Raw genomic sequence first — 20147 nt, forward strand, 5'->3', positions numbered from 1 at the left:
TAACTTTAAACCAGACCCATGAATTTATACATAGAAGCCGAGTACGAAGCGGCCAGCTGGGAGCTGGAGCAATTGCTGGACCAGTGGCCCCGGAACGCGGAGCGTACGCTCACGCTGCTGGCAGCAATCGAAGAATTCTTTCGTCAGGGCGCTTGCCACTGGCCCGCGCCAGTGCCCCTGCGCCTGCCCGAAGGGCCAATTGAGGAAGCGCGTCGGGCCAGGGCCTGGGCCCACCGCGAAAATCCCGCGCTGGCCCGGCAGTACCTTTTCAACGTAACCCAGGCCAAAGCGGCCTTAGCCGCCCGGGAAAACCAGGTGAAGAATGAGTGAGGCTTCAACTGACTACTGCTAATTGCTACCTTGCCACCGATGAAGGACGATGAATTAGAGTTCCTGCAGGAACAGCTGGAGGCGACGGAGTTGCTGCCCTGTGCCACCTGCCGGCAGGAAACGCTACACGCCCACGAGGAGGTGCTGGAGCGCTATGCGCACGCCACGGAGCTGTTGATGGCGTGCACTGCCTGTGGTACTCGCCGTACCTGGATGCTACTTGAAACGCCTAATTAGCAGTCCCACTACACCCTTAACACCCTTGCTTTTTCGGATGGTAATCGGGTAGTGTTAATCCCATCTCCAGCAGAGTCCCGGTACATGGTGGGTTATTGTCCCGGTTCCTATTTGGTCAATATTTCAATGACCTGAACCGGTCAATACAGGGACAGGCAAGTACTCATTGAGGGCCTGGTGGTGGAAGTGTATTTTAGCGTTTGCTTAAATAAGAAAACATTACCTTTGAAAAAATTTAAGGTATGTCTTCTTCCTCTTGCATCCGGGTTTTCGCTGATACGGCCCACATTGAACAGAGCAGGCACCGCTTGGCCGCCGCCGAGCCGGAGCTGCAGTCACTGGCGGCCGTGTTGGCACTGGCTGGCAACGAGGTGCGCCTGAAAATGCTGTTTCTGCTACTGGACAAGCAGCAGCTGTGCGTGTGCGACCTGGCCGATGTGCTGCAGATGAACGTGTCGGCCATCTCCCAGCACCTGCGCAAGCTCAAGGACGGCGGGGTAATACAGGCCCGCAAAGTCGGACAAACGGTATTTTACTCGCTGTCGGCGGCGCATTTGTCCGTACTGCAGCCGCTGCTGACCCCGGCATCCACCTCTGCTTTCCTCACGCCCGCCCGATGAATACCACGCCCGCTACCCCAACCAAGTCCCTGGCCGGCACGGGCCTGCTGGCCGCCCTGGCCGCTTCCCTGTGCTGCATCACCCCCTTGCTGGCCATTGTCGGCGGGCTGGGGGGCGTGGCCAGCACGTTTGCCTGGCTGGAACCGTTGCGTCCCTATCTGGTAGCCCTGACCGTGGGCGTGCTGGGGTTCGCCTGGTATCAGCAACTGCGACCCGCGCCCGCGGCAGCCGACGACTGCGGCTGCCCCGTGCCGGCCAAGCCCTCGCTGATGCAGTCGCGGGGCTTTCTGGCCACGGTCACCGTGCTGGCCGCGCTGCTGCTGGCCTTTCCCTACTACGGAGCGCGGTTCTACCCGTCGGCGGCTCCCCAGCCCGTGGTAGCCACCAGCGCGGCCCCGGTGCTGCAAACCAGCTCCTACCGCATCGGCGGCATGACCTGCGAGGCCTGCGCCCGCCACGTCGAGCACGACGTGCAGCAGCTGCCGGGGGTGCAAAGCGTGCAGGTGTCCTACGAGCAGGGCACGGCCCAGGTCCGTTTCAATGCCGCCGTCACGCCCGTGGCCCAGGTAGAGGCCGCCATCAACGGCACCGGCTACTCGGTGCTGAACCCTTCTGCTACCCGCTAATTGCCCTGCTATGATTTCCCTCACACCAGATACCCCCACCCCGCCAGTAACGCTGACCTCGGTGCTTACCTGCCCAGTCTGCCAGCACGCGCAGGCCGAGCAGATGCCGACCGATGCCTGCCAGTGGTTTTACGAGTGCACCAGCTGCCACACGGTGCTCAAGCCCCTGGCCGGCGACTGCTGCGTGTACTGCTCGTACGGCACCGTACCCTGCCCGCCTATTCAGGAGCAGGGCAAGGGCGCCTGCGGCTGCTGCTAGTTACTTCTCGTTGACTTTTCCCCTTTTATCTCCCTTATTCATGTAAAGCTATTGCTTTGCTGCTTGCTAATAGAGCTTGCTACTTTTGTCCAACTTTACCCAACATGGCTGACTTAATTGTATACGGTACCTCAAGAGGCGCACCTAAGCACTACACAGAACTTCCACGCACCAAAATGCGCTATCTGGCGATAAGAACTGTGCCTAACAGTTCCAAGCTTCAGGTAATTGTAGGCGCTGAAGACTTAAACAATGTGGCCCGTATCGGATACCAGCAAATTGAGAAAACAGGTGAGGTATTGGTATACGAGAACGTGGTTGAGTTCTTGGAAGACTGGACCAACATTTTTTCAGACCAGTTGTAACTGAGGTGGTCTAGGCAAGACGGACAGAAGAAGGACGTATATTTCTTCTGTGATGACAGCCAAAAAGAACGGGGCGTCGCCCGACAAACGGCGTAAATACGACGAGGCGTTTAAGACCGAGGCCCTGCGCCTGGCCAGCGAGAGCCGCAGCACCCAAGCGGCGGCGCGGCAGTTGGGCATCAGCCCCAAGCTGCTCTACCGCTGGCAGCAGGCGCAGCTCGTGGCCGAAGTGGGCAGTGAGGAAGTGGCGCGCGACCCGGAAGTGCGCGCCCTGCGGGCCCGACTGAAACGGGCCGAGCAGGAGCTCGACATTTTAAAAAAAGCCTTGGTCATCTTCGGCCAGCCGACCCGGTGAGCACCTACCAGCACATCGCCCAACGCCGGGCCCACGTACCCGTGCGCCAGCTTTGCCAGGTGCTGCGCGTGGCCCCGGCCGCCTACTATGCGTGGCAGCGCCGCCGGCAGCAGCCGGTGGTCGAGCCGGCCTGGCAACTGGCCGTGCGCGAGGTATTTGCGCACCACAACCAACGCTACGGCACCCGCCGGCTGCGGGCGGAGGTACAGGCGCAAGGCCACGCGGTGGGCCGCTGGCGCATCCGCCGCGTGCTAAAGGCGCACGGCTTGTGGGCCCAGCAGCCGCGCTCGTTTGTGCCCCGCACCACCGACTCGGACCCGGCCGTGCGCGCGGCGCCTAACCGCTTGCTCGGCCAGCCGGCCCCCACCGCCCCGAACCGGGTCTGGGTGGGCGACATCACCTACCTGCCCCGCCAGGGCGGCGGCTGGCTCTACCTGGCCGTCTGGCTCGACCGCTGCTCGCGCAAAATCGTGGGCTGGGACGTACGCGACACCATGCCGGAGGACCTAGTCAGCGAGGCGCTCCGTCGCGCCCTGGTCGTGCGCCGCCCCCCGGCCGGGCTGGTCGTGCACTCCGACCAGGGCAGCCAGTACACGGCCACCCGCTTCAAGGACTTACTGGCCCGCCACGGGGCCGTGCAAAGCATGAGCCGGCGCGGCAATTGCTACGATAACGCCCACGCCGAGTCCTTTTGGAGCCGCTTCAAAGCCGAACTGCTCGACGGCGGCAGTTTCCCCGGCCTGGCCGAAGCCAAGCTCGAAATCAGCCACCACATCGCCTACTACAACGCCGAACGACGCCATTCCGCCCTCGGCTACCAAGCTCCCAACCATTTCGAACTCCACCTTCAAACAACGTCCCAACTCTGTCCAGCTTAGCTAGACCACCTCAGTCTGGCCTTCCTGCTGCAGCTCGACGGCCGTGGCCAGGCCCAGCGACAGCACCTCGATGGTAAGGGCAATGGCCAGCAGCATCCCTTCCTCGGCACCCGCCGCGAAGCCGATGCCCAGCAGCAGTCCGTCGATGAGAATGTCAATGGCCACGCCCGTGAGCAGGCCCATGGGCAGGGGAGCCCGGCGCTGGTCGGCAGCTTTCTCGGATTCCGACGTCCACATAACGTCCGGGGCGAAGTAGGGAATCGGGTTGGCCTTCTCCTTGTCCGCGGCCTTGCGGGTCAGCGAGCGCAGGGCCAGCATGACCCCTACGCCGAAGGCAAAGCCCAGTCCTACTTCCAGGGGCCGGTGCCGGGCCACGATATCGGGCAGCAGCTCGACGGCCACCACGGAAAACACCACGCCGGCCGCGAAGTGCAGAATGGCGCTGCGAATGGCGGCGCCCGGCGGGCGTAGCACGGCTATTACGGCTCCCACCACCATGATGGCAGCGGGCACCAGGGAATACAGCAGCACTTGCGTCCAAGAGGGGGTTACGTCCGGCGTAACGGCTAGTAATAGGGCTGGTAGCATACTCATTACATGTTCAGCGCCCCGATGCCGGCCGCGTTCAGGCAAGCTTCCTTGAAGGCTTCGGCGTAGGTAGGGTGGGCGTGCGACATCAGGCCCACGTCTTCGGCCGCACCGCGGAAGTGCATGATGCCCACGGCTTCGGCGATGATGTCGGCAATGCGCGCGCCAATCATGTGCACGCCCAGAATCTCGTCGGTTTGCGCGTCGGTGAGCACCTTTACCAGCCCTTCGGTGTCGGCGCCGGCCAGGGCCCGGCCGGAGGCGGAGTAGGGAAAGGAGCCCACCTTGTAGGCCTTGCCCTGCTCTTTGAGTTGCTCTTCGGTGTAGCCCACGCCCGCTACTTCGGGCCAGGTGTATACCACATTGGGAATGAGCAGGTAATTGACTTCCGGGTGCTTGCCGGCAATGAGCTCGGCCACGTACACGCCCTCGTCGGAGGCCTTGTGGGCCAGCATGGCCCCGCGCACCACGTCGCCCAGGGCCCAGATGCCCGGCGCGGTGGTTTGCAGGTCCTCGTTCACCTTCACCCGCCCCTTTTCGTCGAGCTCCACGCCGGCCGCGGCCAGGTTCAGCCCATCGGTATAGGGCCGGCGGCCCACCGACACCAGGCAGTAGTCGCCCTCCAGCTGCAGCTCGGCCGACGGCCCGCCCTGGGCAGTGAGCTTGACCGCGTCGCCGGTGCGCTCCACGGCCGTCACTTTGTGGGAGAGGTAGAACTCCAGGCCCTGCTTCTTGAGCGAGCGCAGCAGCTCCTTGCCCAGGGTACGGTCCATGGTCGGGATGATGGCGTCGGTGTATTCCACCACCGACACCTTGCTGCCCAGACGGGCGTACACCGAGCCCAGCTCCAGGCCGATGACGCCGCCGCCCACAATAATGAGGTGCTTGGGCCGCTCGCGGAGGGCCAGCGCCTCGGTGCTGGTGATGACGCGCTCCTTGTCCAGGGTGATGAAGGGCAGGGTGCTGGGCTTGGAGCCGGTGGCGATGATGATGTTTTTGGCCGTCAGCTGCTGCTCTTCCCCACTGCCCCCGTCGCCGGGCTGCACCCGCACGGTGGTGGCATCCACGAAAGAAGCCACGCCGTGGAGAACGTCCACCTTGTTTTTCTTCATCAGGAACACCACCCCGTCGCACACCTTTTTCACCACCTGGTCTTTGCGGTCCATCATGCGGGGCAGGTCGGCGCGCAGGTTGTCGGCCGCGATGCCGTGCTCGGCAAACTGGTGGGTGGCTTTTTGGTAGAGCTCGGTGGATTCAAGTACGGCCTTGCTGGGGATGCAGCCCACGTTGAGGCAGGTGCCGCCCAGGGTGGGGTACTTTTCGATGATGGCCGTTTTCAGGCCCAGCTGCCCGCAGCGCACGGCGGCGATGTAGCCGCCGGGGCCGGAGCCGATAATGATAACATCGTATTTATTCATGAAAGACGGAGAAGAAAATGAAAGGGTGAGGTGAGGCAGGATAGTAAAAGGCCAGGCTATGCGAGGTTGGGCTCGACGTGCACCAGCACGTTGTACACCGCCGGCCGGGCGCGCTTGATGGCCGCTTTCACGGCGCCGGCAATGGCATGGCCCTCGCGCACGCTAATGCCTCCATCGACCAGCACGTGCAGGTCGACAAAAAATTCCAGGCCCATCTTGCGCACAAAGCATTTCTCGGTGGCTACCACGCCGGGCACGGCTTCGGCCAGGGCGCGCACATCCGCTACCCAGGTGCCCGCCGGGGCCTCGTCCATGATTTCGCCGAAGGCCGGCCGGAAAATGTGGTACGCGTTGTACACGATAAAGGCGCAGGCCACGAGCGCTGCCCAGTCGTCGGCACTTTCGTAGCCGGGGCCCCCCAGCAGGGCAATGCCGATGCCCACAAACGCCGTAGCCGAAGTAATGGCGTCGGCGCGGTGGTGCCAGGCATCGGCTTTCACCGCCGCGCTTTCCACTTCCTGGCCCACGCGCAGCACCCGGCGGTAGAGCGTTTCCTTGATGGCAATAATGACAGCCAGCACCGCCAGCGTGAAACGGGCGGGCAGCTGGTGGGGCGTCTGGATACGCAGGATGCTCTCGTAGGCGATGTAGGCCGCAGCCGCCAGCAGCGCCCCCGCCACCAGCATGGCCGCCAGCGGTTCGGCCTTGCCGTGGCCGTATGGGTGATTATCGTCCGGTTCCCGGGCGGCGGTGCGCAGCCCCAGCCACACAATGCCAGAACTGACGATGTCGGTGGCCGACTCAATGGCATCGGCAATCAGGGCGTAGGAGTTGCCCAGCACCCCGGCCGTGCCCTTGCCCAGCACCAAGGCCACGTTGGCCCCGATGCCCCACAGGGTAGAGGCCTGGCCACGCTCGGCCCGCTGGCGATTCGTAGGGGAGTTAACTGACTCCATGAACGATGGTAAGAGTATCAAGCCTTAGCAATTTGCGGGGGTTGCGTGTCGTGCGCTTACAGGTGCGTTTCGTGCTGGGCGAAGTCGCCGCGTTCCACCTGGATGGTGGCGTGCTGAATGGGGTGCTTGGTCGTGAGGTAGTCGTGGGTGCGGGTGAGCACGTCCTCGTGGCGGGCTTCGTCGGTCAGCACCACGTGGAGGCTCAGCGCGTTGACGCCCGAGGTGAGCACCCAGGCGTGCAGGTCGTGCACGGCCGCCACGCCGGGCACCTGCAGCAGCCCCTGGCGCATGGCTTCCAGGTTCACGTCGGCTGGGGTGCCCTCCAGCAGCACGTTCACCGACTCCTTGAGCAGGGCCCAGGTGCGGGGCAGGATGAACAGCCCAATGCCGGCCGAGAGCAGCGGGTCGGCGTAGTACCACTTCGTGGTGAGCATGATAGCCCCGGCAATGAGCACGCCCACCGATGTGAGAAGGTCAGACAAGACCTCGAAATAGGCGCCCTTCATGTTCAGGCTCTCGCCCGAGCTTTTGCGCAGCAGGTACACGCCGTAGAGGTTGACGAGCATGCCCACGCCGGCCACCCACATCATGGTGTTGCTCTCCACCTTGGGCGGGTTCAGGAAGCGAAAATAGGCCTCGTAAAGGATGTAAATCGAAATCAGAATCAACACCACCGCGTTGGTGAGGGCGGCCAGAATCTCAAACCGGTAGTAGCCGTAGGTGCGCGCGGGCGTGGCCGGCTTCTCGCCGAAGCGGATGGCCAGCAGGGCCAGGCCCACCCCGGCCACGTCGGTGAGCATGTGGCCCGCGTCGGCCAGCAGGGCCAGGCTGCCGGTCCACCAGCCGCCCACCACTTCGGCCACTAGGTAGGCCAGCGTCGTGAAGAAGACGATGGTCAGGGCGCGCTTGTTGCGCGAGGCGGCGCTGCCGCTCATGCCGTGAGCGCCACTCATGCTGATTGAACGTTGTGGTGGTGGGGGCCTTCGCGCAACTCGCGGGGCATGGACTCAACAACCGATAAAGGCGCTTTGGTCGGTGGTACATTGGGGACGGCTGGCGGCGTGCTGCCCGTGCCGGGCGTGGAATAGTCCATGCGCTGGATGCGCACCGCGTTGAGGATGGCGAGCAGGGCGACTCCCACGTCAGCAAACACGGCCTCCCACATGGTGGCCAGGCCCCCGGCGCCCAGGGCCAGCACGATGCCCTTCACGATAAAGGCCAGCCAGATGTTCTGCCATACCACCCGGTGGGTGGCGCGGGCAATGCGGCGGGCGGTGGCAATCTTGCTGGGGTGGTCGGTTTGAATAACAACGTCGGCGGTTTCGATGGTGGCGTCCGAGCCCAGGCCGCCCATGGCAATGCCTACGTCGGCCAGGGCTACTACCGGGGCATCGTTTACCCCATCGCCCACGAAGGCCAGCTTGCGGCCCGCATCCTTGTACTGCTGCACGTGGCGCACCTTGTCCTCGGGCAGCAGCCCACCATAGGCCTCGTCGAGGCCCAGCTCCTTGGCCACGCGCTGAGTGATGCTGTCCTTGTCGCCCGAAAGCATCACGATTTTGGTGATGCCGTCGGCGCGCAGCTCCTGCACGGTGCGGGCCGCGTCCTCCTTGGGCGAGTCGGCCACGGTCAGGTAACCGGCGTACTTTCCGTCCACTGCCGCCACCACAATGCTGTCGAACACCTGGTCAACTTCGGCGGGGTAGGCCACGTTGAACTTGGTGAGCAGCTTGGTGTTGCCGGCCAGCACGTCACGGCCGTCTACTTTGCCGCGCAGGCCGTGGCCGCTGATTTCTTCCACATTATCCACCGAAACGCCCTGCGCGGCTGCGTCTGCGTGCAGCACGACGGCCTTGGCAATGGGGTGGGTAGATTTGGTTTCCAGCGCGCCGACCAGGCGCAGCAGCTGCGGGGCATCGAAACCCGCGGCGGGCTGCACCTGCTGCACGGCGAAGATGCCCTGGGTGAGCGTGCCAGTCTTGTCCATGACCACCGTGTCGAGCTCGCGCATCAAATCCAGGAAATTGGAGCCCTTGAACAGGATGCCGGCCTTGGAGGCCGCGCCAATACCGCCGAAGTAGCCCAGCGGGATGCTGATGACCAGCGCGCAGGGGCAGGAAATGACCAGGAACACCAGCGCCCGGTAGAGCCAGGTGCGAAACACGTAGTCGTCCACCACCACGTAGGGCACCGCCACCAGCAGCACGGCCAGCGCCACCACGATAGGAGTATAGACCTTGGCAAACTTGGTGATGAACTGCTGGGTTTTGGCCTTTCGCCCCACCGCGTCCTGCACCATGGCCAGAATTTTGGCCAGCTTGGTGTCCTGGTAGGTGGCTGTCACCGCCACCTGGATCAGGTTTTCCAGGTTGACCATGCCGGCCAGCACCGGCTCGCCGGTTTGCTTGGTCTGGGGCACCGATTCGCCCGTCAGCGCCGCCGTGTTGAAGGAGGCCGGGCCCTGGGCCAACGTGCCGTCCAGCGCCACCTTCTCGCCCGGTTTTACCTCGATGGTGTCACCCACTACGACTGCTTTGGGGTCGAGCACTACGGTTTGCCCGTTGCGCACCACGGTGACCTCAGTGGCCTGAATTTCGAGCAGGGCCCGGATGCTGCGCTTGGCCCGGTTCACGGCCGCATCTTGGAACAGCTCGCCCACGGTGTAGAACAGCATCACGGCCACGCCTTCCGGGTACTCGCCGATGGCAAAGGCGCCGATGGTGGCGATGCTCATGAGCAGGAACTCGTTGAAGATATTGCCGGAAGGAATGCTGAGCACGGCCGAACGGATGACTTTCCAGCCCACCAGCAGGTAGGAAACGCCGAACCACAGCAGGCGCACGTAGCCGCGGAAGAAACCCACGTCGAAATAGTCCAGGGCAATGCCCGAGAGCAGCAGCACCAAGCTCACGCCGGGCCACAGGTAAGGATTGGCTACCGCCGGGCCGTGGTCGTGGTCCCCGTCGCCGTGGTCGTGGTCGTGGCCGGCGTGCGCGTCGCGCGTCGTATCGGCCGCCGGGGCGTGGTCGTGCCCGGGGACGTCGTGGCCTTGGGGGTTGGCGGCCGCCGCCGGGGTAAGCTGGTCGCGGTTGAGCGCGCCCACGTTGTCGAGGTCCACCTGCTTGGCGGTGTTCAGCTCCTCGTTGGTGTTCTGGGATGAGGGGTCGGGCATGAAAAGGCAGAGTTACGGATGAGGGAAAGCACGGGCGCCTGCGCTACCAGTGCACGAAAAAACCGGCCAGGCCCACCAGCACGAGCACCGCGCCGGTAACGCGGCGCTCGTGGCGGGCCAACCCGCTGAGGTTCAGGCGGCGGATGCCGCTGTACGCGGCGGCCACCAAGGCGGTCATGGCCCCCACCGACACGAGCAGGTACGTGGCCATGACCAGGGCCAGCGCCGGGGTGCCGTGCGACCCGGCGGCCAGAAAAAAGGTTTGGATTTCCAGGCACGGGGCCAAAAACATGGTGGCCGCCAGGCCCAGGACCGCCCGGCGACGGGACCGGATGGCCACCGGTGCCGGGTCGGGATGGGTATGCCCCGGTCCGGAGAAGGCGTAGAGCACGCCGAGGCCGATGAGCAGCAGCGGGGCTACCCAGCCAGCAAACTGCTCGAAGCGAACCGACAGCTTCCACCCCAGCAGCCCCAGGGCCACGCCCAGCAGCAACGTGCTGAGCACGTGCGCCAGCCCGGCCGCTACCGTTACCCCCACCGCCCGGCGCAGCGTCCACCGCTCGGCCCGCGCCACGGCCAGCACCGGGGCCCAGTGGTTGGGAATGGCGGCGTGCAGCAGGCTGAGCAGAAAGCATCCGGTGAGCAGGTTGAACATGAGCAGCGGTACGCAACGGGGGGAGATTCGGGAAGGAATTTTCTATTCTTCTTCTTCCGCGTTCTTGAGTTTGGCCAGCAGCGAGTACGCCCCGTCCGTGACGAAAGTGGTGGTGGCGGGCACGGCCTCGGGCAGGACGACTTCGGTGTAGCCGTCCTCGCTGCGGCCTAGGGTGACGGGCACCATGCGGTAGCGGCCGGCCGCTTCCACGGCAAAGGCATAGTACTGGCCTTCAAAGCGCACCAAGGCCGCGTCGGGCAGGGCCGTGGCGTCGCTGCGGCCGGTTTCGATGGTGGCGCGCACGTAGAGGCCCGGCAGCAGGGCCGGGTCGTTTTCCTCGTCGAGGTGGCCGTGCACGCGCACGGTGCGGTCCTCGCCGATGGCCTTGCCCACGAGGTACACGCGAGCGGTCCGCTCGCGGCGGGAGCCGGTGGAGTCGCTGGCCAGGGTGAAGCGGATCAGCTGACCGTTCTGCACCCGGGCCACGTCCTTCTCGAACACGGTCAGCTCCACGTGCAGGTGTTCGGGGTCCACGATTTCAAACAGCGGCTCGGTGGCCGTCACGCTCTGCCCCACCGTCACGTTGACGGCGCGCACAAAGCCCGCCCGCGGGGCGCGCAGCGTGGCCGTGGGGGTGATGGCCCCGCCCACGGGCAGCCCGGCGATGCGCAGCTGCGCGGCCTGGGCATTGGTCTGTACCTGCAGCGCTTCGGCTTCGGCCTGGGCCCGCTGGTAGTTTTTCAGGGGCGCCACTTCCTGCTGGTAGAGCTCCCGCTGCCGGGCCAGTTCGGCGTTGGCGAACTTGAGGCGGCTGCGCGTTTCCAGGTACGTTTGCTGCAGGGTCACGAACTCGGGGTTGCGCAACACGGCCAGCACCTGGCCCTTGCGCACCCGCGTGCCCTGCAGCAGCTCGGTGTGCTGCACGTAGCCGCCCAGCGGGGCGGTGATGGACACCGAGCTTTCCGGCGGCACGTCCAACGTGCCGTTCACGGCCAGGCCCGCACCCATGGCCTGGGTCGAGAGCCGGCCGGTTTTCAGGCCCCCGGCCTGCTGTTCGGCCGCCGACAGGGTGACCAGATCGGTTGCTTCGTCGGCCTCGCCGCCAGCTTCGGCCGCTTCGGGGTTCGCGCCGGCTTCGGCCGCTTCTTTGGGTTCGGCCGCTTTTTGCTTGTCTGCGCCGCAGCCCGCCGCGGTCAGGGCCAGCAGCAGCGTCAGGAATGCAATGTTCTTCATAATGAGAATGTCGAGAGGAGGAAGTTATTGGGCTGCGGCGCCGAGCAGGTAGTCCAGGTCGATGACGGTCTGGTTGTGCTGCAGCACGGCGTCGAGGTAGGCCGTGCGCACACCCAGGGCGCGCTCCAGGTTGAGCAGCAGTTCGGAGTAGGTGGTTTCGCCGGCTTTGTAGGCCAGTTGGCTCAGGCGCACGATGACGGCCGCCTGGGGCAGGGCGGTTTGCTCGTAGAACTGCACCCGCCGCTGCTGTTCCTGCAGGCGCACGCGCAGCTCGTCGAGCTGGGCGGCGGCTTCGGCCCGGTAGCGCTGGTAAGTGGCCGCGGCCGCCTGCTCCTGCAGCTTGGCGGCCTGTACCCGGGCTTTCTGCGGCCCGCGCAGCAGCGGAATGGCCACGCCGGCCTGCACGCTCTGGAACCGGTCGCCCGTCCCGTAAGTCTGCTGACGACCATCAACTTCGTAGGTGCCCCGCAGGGATTGGTTGGTGTAGCCCAGCGTTACCTGGGGCAGGCCTTGGGCCTGCTCCACCCGGGTTTCCGCCCGCCGCTCGGCAATTTGTTGTTGCAATGCGCGCGCCTGCGGCGTGGTGGCCAGCCGGGCGGTATCAGTCAGCGATGCCGGCGTCGCCAGAGGGCGCAGGCTGCTATCGGCCACGGCGACCGGCTGCGGGGCCTGCAACAGGGCCTGCAATTGCCGCTCGGCAACTACCAGATCGGCCTGGGCCTGGGCCAGCAGGTTCTGCGTTTCGCCCTGTTGGATGATGGCGTTGGCCGGCTCCAGGCGGTTGACTTCCCCGGTCTTGAAGCGCAGCTGGGCCGCGCGCAGGAACTCAGAGTAGATGCTGTCCTGCCCGCGCAGCGTACGCTGCCGGTTGCGGGCGTGCACGGCCTGCTCGTAGCTGCGGCGCACTTGCCGGCGCAACTCGGCCTGCACCTGCGAGAGCTGCTGCTCGCGGGTGGCAATCTGGGATTGGCTCAGGCCGGCTTGCGCTTTGTAGTAGCCCGGCAAGGCCAGCGACTGGCCGATGCTCAGCACGTTGTCGGACAAGGGCGAGTTCACCTGCCCGTACGTACCCAGGATGGTCGTGCGGCCCACGTCAAAAGCGGTGCGGCGCAGCGCCTGCTGGGCTTCCAAGGCGCGTTGCGCCGCCTGCACCGTGCCGTTGGCCTGCAAGGCCTGGCTGACTGCTTGGGCGGAGGTGATGGGCCCCTGCGCGCGCGCCGCCGGGACACCGAGCCAACTGCACAGTCCCAGCACCAGCAGCACGAGCAGGGCCGTGGGCACCGCCGTGCGAGCGGGTTGTTCCGGGTGTTCGTCGGTGTGGGGCTTGGCGTTGCGCTCCGACAGGGCGTAGAGCACCGGCAGCACCAGCAGGGTGAGCAGCGTGGCCGTCACCAAGCCGCCGATGACGACCGTGGCCAGGGGGCGCTGCACTTCCGCGCCGGCCGACTGCGAGAGGGCCATGGGCAGGAAGCCCAGCGAGGCCACCGTCGCCGTCATCAGCACGGGCCGCAGACGCACCTGGGTGCCTTCCAGAATGCGCTGGTAGAGGTCCGTGCGCCCCTCGGTCTTGAGCTGGTTGAAGTAGCCAACGAGCACGATGCCGTTGAGCACCGCCACGCCGAAGAGGGCAATGAAGCCCACGCCGGCCGAGATGCTGAAGGGCATGCCCCGCAGCCAGAGGGCCAATACCCCGCCGATGGCCGAGAGCGGAATGGCCGTGAAAATCATGACCGACTGCTTCAAGGATTTGAACGTGAAGAACAACAGCACGAAAATCAGTGTCAGGGCCACGGGCACGGCGATGCTTAGCCGCTGGGTGGCCTCGCGCAGGTTTTCGAACTGCCCGCCGTAGGTGGTGTAGTAGCCCGGGGCGAACTTGAGTTGTTGCTCCACCTTGCCCTGCAGCTCCTGCACCACGCTCTCCACGTCGCGGCCGCGCACGTTGAAGGCCACCGTGATGCGGCGCTGCGCGTCGTCGCGCTGGATCTGGTTGGGCCCTTCCTGCAGGCTGACCGTGGCCACCTGCTCCAGCGGCACCTGCTCGCCGCTGGGCGTAGCGATGAGCAACTGCCGCACTTGCGTGATGTTCTGGCGCAGCTCGGGCGCCAGGCGCAGCACCACGTCGAAGCGGCGCTCCTGTTCGAAGAGTTGCCCGGCGCTCTGCCCGGCGAAAGCCGTTTGCACCGTGCGGTTCACGTCCTCGGCGTTCAGCCCGAAGCGGGCCAGGCGGTTGCGGTCGAGCTTGACCACGATTTGGGGCAAGCCGGTGACCTGCTCCACGTACACGTCTTCGGCCCCTTCTACTTGCCGTACCAGGCGGGCAGCCTGCTCGGCGTAACGGGCCAGCTGCTGCAGGTCCTCGCCGTAGATTTTGAGCACCACGTCCTGCTTGGCGCCGCTGATGAGCTCGTTGAAGCGCATCTGGATGGGCTGCTGAAAGCCGAAGGTCACCCCAGGAATGACGCTCAAGGCCTCGGCCATTTTCTCGGCCAGCTCTTCCCGGTTACTGGCCGAGGTCCATTTGCTCTGGTCTTTTTCCAGAATCACCATCACGTCGGCCGCTTCCACCGGCATGGGGTCGGTGGGAATTTCGGCGGCCCCGATTTTGGCGACCACCTCTTTCACTTCAGGGAATTGCTTTTTGAGGATGCCGCCGGCCTGCTGGCTTTTGTCCACGGTGTAGCTCAGCGACGAGCCGGTGAGCGTGCGCATCTCAATGGCAAAGTCGCCTTCCGAGAGCTGCGGAATAAATTCCCCGCCCAACGTGCGAAACAGCAGCAGAGACCCGGCAAACAGCGCCACGGCCGTGCCGAGCACCAGCGCTTTGCGGCGCAGGGCCCACTCCAGTACGGGGCGGTAGCGCGCTTCCAGCCAGCTCATCATGCGGTCGGAGATGTTGCGCTTGTGCTTGGTGTTGCGGCTCAGGGCCAGCGCCGACATCATCGGCACGTACGTCAAGCTCAGGATGAAGGCGCCGATGATGGCAAAGGCCACGGTCTGGGCCATGGGCTTGAACATCTTGCCCTCGATGCCGGCCAGCGCCAGCAAGGGCAGGTACACGATGAGGATGATAATTTCGCCAAAGGCGGCCGAAGAGCGAATCTGCGAAGCTGCCTGGTAGGTTTCCTCGTTCATTTCATCTTGGGTCAGCTTGCCGTTCGCGGCGTGGCCCGGCGCGTGCCCGGCGTGCAGGCGGTGCACGATGGCTTCCACGATGATGACGGCCCCGTCCACGACCAGCCCGAAGTCGATGGCCCCGAGCGAGAGCAGGTTGCCTGAGACGCCAAACACCCGCATCAGGCTGATGGCAAAGAGCATGGCCAGCGGAATGACCGAGGCCACGACCAGACCGGCGCGCAGGTTGCCCAAAAACAGCACCAGCACGAAAATGACGATGAGTGCCCCTTCGATGAGGTTCGTCGTGACCGTGTTGATGGCGCGGCCCACCAGGTCGGAGCGCTCCAGGTACACGTCGATGGCCACGCCTTCCGGCAGCGACTTCTCCACCGTGGCCATGCGCGCCTTGACGGCTTTGATGACCTCGTTGGCGTTGGCGCCCTTGAGCATGAGCACGATGCCGCCGGTGACTTCGCCCTCGTCGTTGCGGGTCATGGCCCCGTAGCGCACCGCCGAGCCCAGCCGGACGTCGGCCACGTCGCGCACCAGCACGGGCAGGCCGCCCTGGGTGTTGCGCACCACGATGTTGCCCAGGTCGGCGGCGTTTTCGGCCAAGCCTTCGGTGCGGATGAAGTAAGCCGTGGGCTTCTGGTCGAGGTAAGCCCCGCCGGCGTTCTGGTTGTTGCGTGAAACAGCTTGGTAAACCTGATCCACCGTTACGTTTAGCGAACGCAGGCGCGTGGGGTCGAGGGCAATTTCGTATTGCTTGAGCAGCCCGCCGAAAGAGGTCACGTCGGCCACGCCGGGCGTGCCCAGCAACTGCCGCCGCACAATCCAGTCCTGAATCGTGCGCAGCTCCCGGGCGTCGTACTTTTTCTCGTAGCCGGGCTTGGGGCGTACCAGGTACTGGTAAATCTCGCCCAGGCCGGTGCTCACGGGCGCCAGTTCCGGCTGGCCGATGCCGGCGGGTATTTGGCTCTCCGCCTCGCGCAGGCGCTCGGCTATCTGCTGGCGGGCCCAGTAAATATCGACGTCATCCTCGAAGACGATGGTCACGACCGAGAGGCCAAAGCGGGAAAAGGAGCGCACTTCCTTCCGCTCGGGAATGGTGGCTACGCTCTGTTCGATAGGAAAGGAAACCAGCCGCTCGATGTCGCCGGCGGCCAGCGAAGGGGCCACCGTGTACACCACGACCTGGTTGTTGGTGATGTCGGGCACCGCGTCAATCGGCAGCCGGCTCAACGAGTAGCCGCCCCAGGCAATCAAGGCCAGGGTCAGGATCCCGATGATGAGTTTGTTGTGAATGGAAAAATGAATGAGCCGGTCAAACATGCTGGCTGGGGTAAGACTAGAAATCCTGGAAAGGGGCGCCGGAGACGGGCTCAACGGGGCCGCGGCGGGGACGCGCACGGACGTCACACGTTAGCCGGGCGCGGACACAGCAGCGTGCCCGCGCCCGGCTAACGAGAGCCGGATGGAACAGGAAACTAGGCTTGGGGGGGTTGCCAGATGCTACCCGCCCGCTGCTGCGGGGCCGGGGGCAAAAGCCGGGCAAAGCACTGCGCCGCCGCAACGGGTACGGCCGGCAGCGGCAGGGCCGTTCCCGTGGCCGAGGGCAGGGACGTGCCCGAGCAGCAGTGGCACTGGCACAGGGGCGAGCACCAATCCAATTGCTCGTGGGCCGCCGGTTTGTGCTCCCCGGCGCTGACAAAGCTCCGCGCGCCATCCACCGGCACCGGCGCCGCGTCGGCACAGGGCAGGCAAGCCAGAATGGCTAGGTACAGCGCAAAAAAGACGGAGAAAAAGCGCATCGCTTATGGGCGGGGTGGTGCAAACATACGCAGGCGACGGCGAAAGGATATGCGCAGAACACAATTCTTTGCTGGACCGGTCGGGGTATGGGATGTGGAAGCACCAGTCAGGCGGCGGGCCACGCGGATGCAGGCACGGTACTGGAAAAACAGCTGTGGGCAGGTATTAAGTTTCCCCACTGTTGCAACGGCCCGATACCTAAGGGGGCTCTATTGGATAGGAAACAGCACCCTGCTTCAGAAGCTGGGCTCGCTCGCGAACCGGGGCCGCCCACAGAAAACCGCCGTTCCTGCCCTTTTATTTGGGCCGGGGCTCGGCTTAGAAGTACGAGGAAAATCCCAGCTGCACCGCGGCCGTGCGGGCCGGCGGGTTGCCCAAAAAATCCCGGTCCCACTGCCGGCGGTAGTTGAGGCGGATGACGGTCTGGGCCGTCGGGCGCCAGCTCACGGCGGGCACCACGCACAGCGCTTCCTCGCCGATGCGCCCCCCGGTTTCGGCGAACCGGTCGCGGTTCCAGTCCACGTATTCCAGGCGCAGGGCGGCGTTGAGCACCGCCTTCGCAAAGCCCAGCTGCGTGCCGCGCAATACCGGCTGCACCACATCCACAAAGCCGCCGGCCTGGTGCCGGCCGTACTGGGGCGAGTACGCTTCGGGAATGTTAACCCGCACCCAGGCCCATTCGCCCGTCACCGCGGTGCGGCTCCCGGGCACGGTGGTTGCCAGATCCAGCGCCCATACCTGCACGCCGCGGCGGCTATCCAACCGTAGGCCGTCGTCCTCGAATTTGTTGTAGATCCCGCCCATGTACGAGAGCCCTACTTCGCCCACGCGCCGGTGCCGCAGCGCCGCTTTGGTGGTCAGCAGGGGCACCCCGTTGAAGCTTTCCTCGAAGCGGTCGGGGTTGCGCTTGCTGGCTGGTAAGAAGGTACGGTTTTCCGCGTTGGAGATGATCTGGTCGTCGAAGCCGTTGGTCAGGTACGCCTCGTAGGCGACCACCCAGGTCTCGCCGAACTTCTTGCCGTAGAGGCCCGCGCCCACGTTGCTCCAGGTAGCCGGCAGCAGCTGCGTAGCCGCTACCGGCCGGTCCACGAATTCCCACTTCGGCCCGTCGTGGTTTTGGTTGAAGGCGCCGATGGGGTTCATCACCACCCCGCCGCGCACGTTGAGCAAGGGGCTGAACTCGAAATCGACGGAGGCAAATTCGAGGCTGATTTCCTTGGTGCCGTCTTCGAACTCGATTTCGGTCAGGAACTTGATGCGCTGGGCGATGCTGCTGGAGATGAAGAGCGTGAGCCGCCGCATCTGGAACTGGTGGCCCTCGCTTACCCCGTCCGTGGCGGCGTACTGGTAGTTGGCCTCCACGTAGCCGCCCAGGGCCACGGGCAGGCGCCCGGGCTGCGCGAAGGGGCGGTTGTAGACCGCGTCCATGTTCAGCTGCAGCCGGCTCGTGTCGCGCGGCACGCGGCGCAGCAGCACAGGGTCGATCTGCGCCGCGGCGGGCAGGGCCCCGGCCAGCAGCAAAAGGGCGAAAAGGTGCTTCATGAGGTGGCGCGCAGGTCGATGAAGAGGCGGTGGGCCGCGACCTGCACCGGGAAGCGCCGCAGGTTTTGGTCGGCCGGGCCGTTGGTGACTACCCCGCGGTTGTCGTATTCGCTGCCGTGGGCCGGGCACTGCAGCGCCTGCCCGCTGACCTGCAGCTCGGCCCCGAGGTGGGCGCACTGCATCCACAGGGCCGCGTAGTCCGCGTCGCTGAAGCGGAACACGCAGATGGGGAAGTGCAGCGCTTCGTGGCGCACTACCACGTAGGGGCGCAGCGTGCCGTCCGGGGCCAGAAACTCGCTGGCGTCGAGCAACAGCCCGTCCCGGTGGAGCGTGCCGGTGGCGTAGCGGGTCGCGGCGCAGCCCTGCAACAGCGGGGCGAGCAGGGTGACGCCCGCGCAGGCGGCGCAGCCGCGGCGCACGAATTCACGTCGGTCCATGGGGTAGGGGTTACAGGCTCTGGAGAAAACGCACCAGCTGCCGCTGCTGCTCGGCGGACAGCCCCTCAAACTGCTGGCGGCTGGCTTGTCCTTCCCCGCCGTGCTGGCGAATGGCTTCTTCGAAGCTGCGGGCGCGCCCGTCGTGGAGCAGAAAGTAGCTGCCGCCCTGCGAATTGGGCGACAGCCCCAGGCCCCACAGCGCCGGGGTGCGCCACTCGGCCGGGGCGGCGGTGCCTTCGGTGTAGCCGTCGTTGAGGCCCGGGCCCATGTCGTGCAGCAGCAGGTCCGTGTAGGGGCGCACCGTTTGGTGGGCCAAGGCCGCAACGGGCGACGCGCCTGTGGTTAGCTCCGGGGTGTGGCACTTGCCGCAGCCGATGCGCAGAAACAGCTGCTGGCCGGCCAGCACGTCCGGGTGGCGCGGTTCGCGCTGCACGGGCGTTTTGAGCAGTTTCAGGTAGGCCACCACGTCCAGCACGGTTTGGTTGCTGACTTCGGGATCCGCCAGCTGGCCGCTGTGGGCGTCCCGGGCTTCGTAGCTGGAGACGATGCCCATGTCCTGGTTGTAGGCCGTGGCCGTTTGGTGCAGCAAGTCGTAGGCAGCCGCTTTTTTGCCGAAGCGCCCGAGGTGCCGCCCGCCCCGGGTGCGGGTGACGGGGCGCTCGGTGACGTAGCCCGGGGCCTGAATCCAGTTGGGCCGGCCGCTGATGCCGTCGCCGTCCGCGTCCTGCGGGTCGGCCAGGGCCAGCAGGGTTTGGTCTGGCACCGCGTCCAGAAAGCCCAGGCCCGTGTTGGCCGGGGGGGTAAAGCGGCTGTGCGCCACCCCGGCCGGCAGCTGCTCAGGCTGAAAGCCCGGCAAGGCCCGGTGCTGCAGCTGCGGGCCGCCGCGGGCCAGAAACAAGTTGCCGGTGCTGTCCACCTGTCCGAAACGCGTGAGCGTGGTTGACGGGTGGCCCTTGCCGTCGCCGGCGTGGCAGCTGCCGCAGCTCGCGGCTACGAAGACCGGCCCCAGGCCCGTGCGGGAGGTGAATACCTCGTCGTTGAAGGCTACGTCTCCGCGCAGAAACTGCGCGTGCTGCTCGGGCGTAAGGCCTGCTACGGGGCCGTCCAGCACGGCGTCGTCGGCTGGGGCAGCGGGAAAAATCAGCTCGCACGAGGCTAGCATGAACCCCAGCGCCGCTGCGGCCACCGCGCTGCGGCGCAGTCCCGGTCCTGTTACGTACGTGTGCAGCCGCATAGGAGCAAGGATAAGTTTAGGCAAAAGAACGAAATTTAGACCAATCTAAAAATATTTTTAGTACGCCTTAATACTGATTAGCCTTAAGAGTGTTCACTCAGGCTTTCGGAACTCGTTGGGCCGGTCTTTGGAGGAGCAACAAGACCGGTAGCGTAGGCTCCTTGCTTGGCCAGACGCTAGCAATTCCTCCGTAGAGGGCTTGGCGAGCATATCCGCAAGGGGAAGAATCGGCTGCTACTCCAACAGCATTTGGCAAACCAGCAACATGCAGGGGCCCTTCGTTTCCGCAGCCGATAAGCCGCAGGCACGAAGG

Annotated in this window: 20 protein-coding genes; 8 read left to right on the forward strand and 12 right to left on the reverse strand. The window is 65.3% G+C overall.

Going from position 1 to position 20147, the window contains the following annotated elements; translation table 11 throughout:
* The first annotated feature begins 18 nt into the window (after positions 1–18).
* From ACN19L_RS22285 to ACN19L_RS22320, 8 genes are all read left to right on the forward strand, one after another.
* Positions 19–330, forward strand: coding sequence for a hypothetical protein (locus tag ACN19L_RS22285; protein WP_426491503.1), 312 nt, complete (start codon positions 19–21; stop codon positions 328–330).
* 39 nt (positions 331–369) lie between these two features.
* Positions 370–567 (forward strand): hypothetical protein, encoded by a 198-nt coding sequence (locus tag ACN19L_RS22290; protein ID WP_190786113.1) that lies wholly within the window; start codon positions 370–372, stop codon positions 565–567.
* 242 nt (positions 568–809) lie between these two features.
* On the forward strand, positions 810–1187 hold the full coding sequence (locus ACN19L_RS22295) for an ArsR/SmtB family transcription factor (protein ID WP_190786114.1): 378 nt from the start codon (positions 810–812) through the stop codon (positions 1185–1187).
* Complete coding sequence (merTP, locus tag ACN19L_RS22300) at positions 1184–1813, forward strand: mercuric transport protein MerTP (protein WP_190786115.1); 630 nt, start codon at positions 1184–1186, stop codon at positions 1811–1813. The genes ACN19L_RS22295 and merTP overlap by 4 nt, the downstream gene beginning before the upstream one ends.
* Positions 1814–1823: 10 nt before the next feature.
* Positions 1824–2072, forward strand: a complete 249-nt coding sequence (locus ACN19L_RS22305) for a GDCCVxC domain-containing (seleno)protein (RefSeq protein ID WP_190786116.1) — start codon at positions 1824–1826, stop codon at positions 2070–2072.
* Between the two features lie 104 nt (positions 2073–2176).
* On the forward strand, positions 2177–2437 hold the full coding sequence (locus ACN19L_RS22310; protein WP_190786117.1) for a hypothetical protein: 261 nt from the start codon (positions 2177–2179) through the stop codon (positions 2435–2437).
* Positions 2438–2489: 52 nt separating this feature from the next.
* Positions 2490–2792, forward strand: a complete 303-nt coding sequence (locus ACN19L_RS22315) for a transposase (RefSeq protein ID WP_223831499.1) — start codon at positions 2490–2492, stop codon at positions 2790–2792.
* On the forward strand, positions 2789–3670 hold the full coding sequence (locus ACN19L_RS22320; RefSeq protein WP_426491298.1) for an IS3 family transposase: 882 nt from the start codon (positions 2789–2791) through the stop codon (positions 3668–3670). Before ACN19L_RS22315 ends, ACN19L_RS22320 begins: the two co-directional genes overlap by 4 nt.
* Here ACN19L_RS22320 and ACN19L_RS22325 read toward each other — a convergent pair whose 3' ends face one another.
* The 12 genes from ACN19L_RS22325 to ACN19L_RS22380 form a co-directional block, all read right to left on the reverse strand.
* A complete protein-coding gene (locus ACN19L_RS22325) occupies positions 3671–4258 on the reverse strand; it encodes a ZIP family metal transporter (RefSeq protein ID WP_426491504.1) in 588 nt (195 codons plus the stop codon).
* Between the two features lie 5 nt (positions 4259–4263).
* The gene (lpdA, locus tag ACN19L_RS22330; protein WP_426491505.1) at positions 4264–5676 is read right to left on the reverse strand and encodes a dihydrolipoyl dehydrogenase; all 1413 of its coding nucleotides are present in this window, start codon (positions 5674–5676) and stop codon (positions 4264–4266) included.
* A gap of 56 nt (positions 5677–5732) precedes the next feature.
* A complete protein-coding gene (locus tag ACN19L_RS22335; protein WP_196956747.1) occupies positions 5733–6632 on the reverse strand; it encodes a cation diffusion facilitator family transporter in 900 nt (299 codons plus the stop codon).
* A gap of 56 nt (positions 6633–6688) precedes the next feature.
* A complete protein-coding gene (locus ACN19L_RS22340; RefSeq protein ID WP_426491506.1) occupies positions 6689–7585 on the reverse strand; it encodes a cation diffusion facilitator family transporter in 897 nt (298 codons plus the stop codon).
* Positions 7582–9804, reverse strand: a complete 2223-nt coding sequence (locus tag ACN19L_RS22345) for a heavy metal translocating P-type ATPase (RefSeq protein WP_426491507.1) — start codon at positions 9802–9804, stop codon at positions 7582–7584. The genes ACN19L_RS22340 and ACN19L_RS22345 overlap by 4 nt, the downstream gene beginning before the upstream one ends.
* Before the next feature lie 43 nt (positions 9805–9847).
* Positions 9848–10459 carry a hypothetical protein gene (locus ACN19L_RS22350; protein WP_426491508.1) on the reverse strand — a complete coding sequence of 204 codons (612 nt, stop codon included), beginning with the start codon at positions 10457–10459 and terminating at the stop codon, positions 9848–9850.
* Positions 10460–10501: 42 nt separating this feature from the next.
* A complete protein-coding gene (locus ACN19L_RS22355; RefSeq protein ID WP_426491509.1) occupies positions 10502–11692 on the reverse strand; it encodes an efflux RND transporter periplasmic adaptor subunit in 1191 nt (396 codons plus the stop codon).
* Between the two features lie 24 nt (positions 11693–11716).
* Positions 11717–16141 (reverse strand): CusA/CzcA family heavy metal efflux RND transporter, encoded by a 4425-nt coding sequence (locus ACN19L_RS22360; RefSeq protein WP_426491510.1) that lies wholly within the window; start codon positions 16139–16141, stop codon positions 11717–11719.
* Positions 16142–16296: 155 nt separating this feature from the next.
* Complete coding sequence (locus ACN19L_RS22365; protein WP_190786128.1) at positions 16297–16620, reverse strand: DUF6660 family protein; 324 nt, start codon at positions 16618–16620, stop codon at positions 16297–16299.
* 319 nt (positions 16621–16939) lie between these two features.
* Positions 16940–18163: a hypothetical protein gene (locus tag ACN19L_RS22370; protein WP_190786129.1), complete on the reverse strand. Its 1224-nt coding sequence runs from the start codon at positions 18161–18163 to the stop codon at positions 16940–16942.
* Positions 18160–18600 (reverse strand): Rieske 2Fe-2S domain-containing protein, encoded by a 441-nt coding sequence (locus ACN19L_RS22375; RefSeq protein WP_426491511.1) that lies wholly within the window; start codon positions 18598–18600, stop codon positions 18160–18162. Before ACN19L_RS22375 ends, ACN19L_RS22370 begins: the two co-directional genes overlap by 4 nt.
* Before the next feature lie 10 nt (positions 18601–18610).
* A complete protein-coding gene (locus ACN19L_RS22380; RefSeq protein WP_211539204.1) occupies positions 18611–19834 on the reverse strand; it encodes a di-heme oxidoredictase family protein in 1224 nt (407 codons plus the stop codon).
* Positions 19835–20147: the final 313 nt, after the last annotated feature.

The organism is Hymenobacter sp. 102 (genome assembly GCF_049949205.1).
Classification (GTDB): domain Bacteria; phylum Bacteroidota; class Bacteroidia; order Cytophagales; family Hymenobacteraceae; genus Hymenobacter.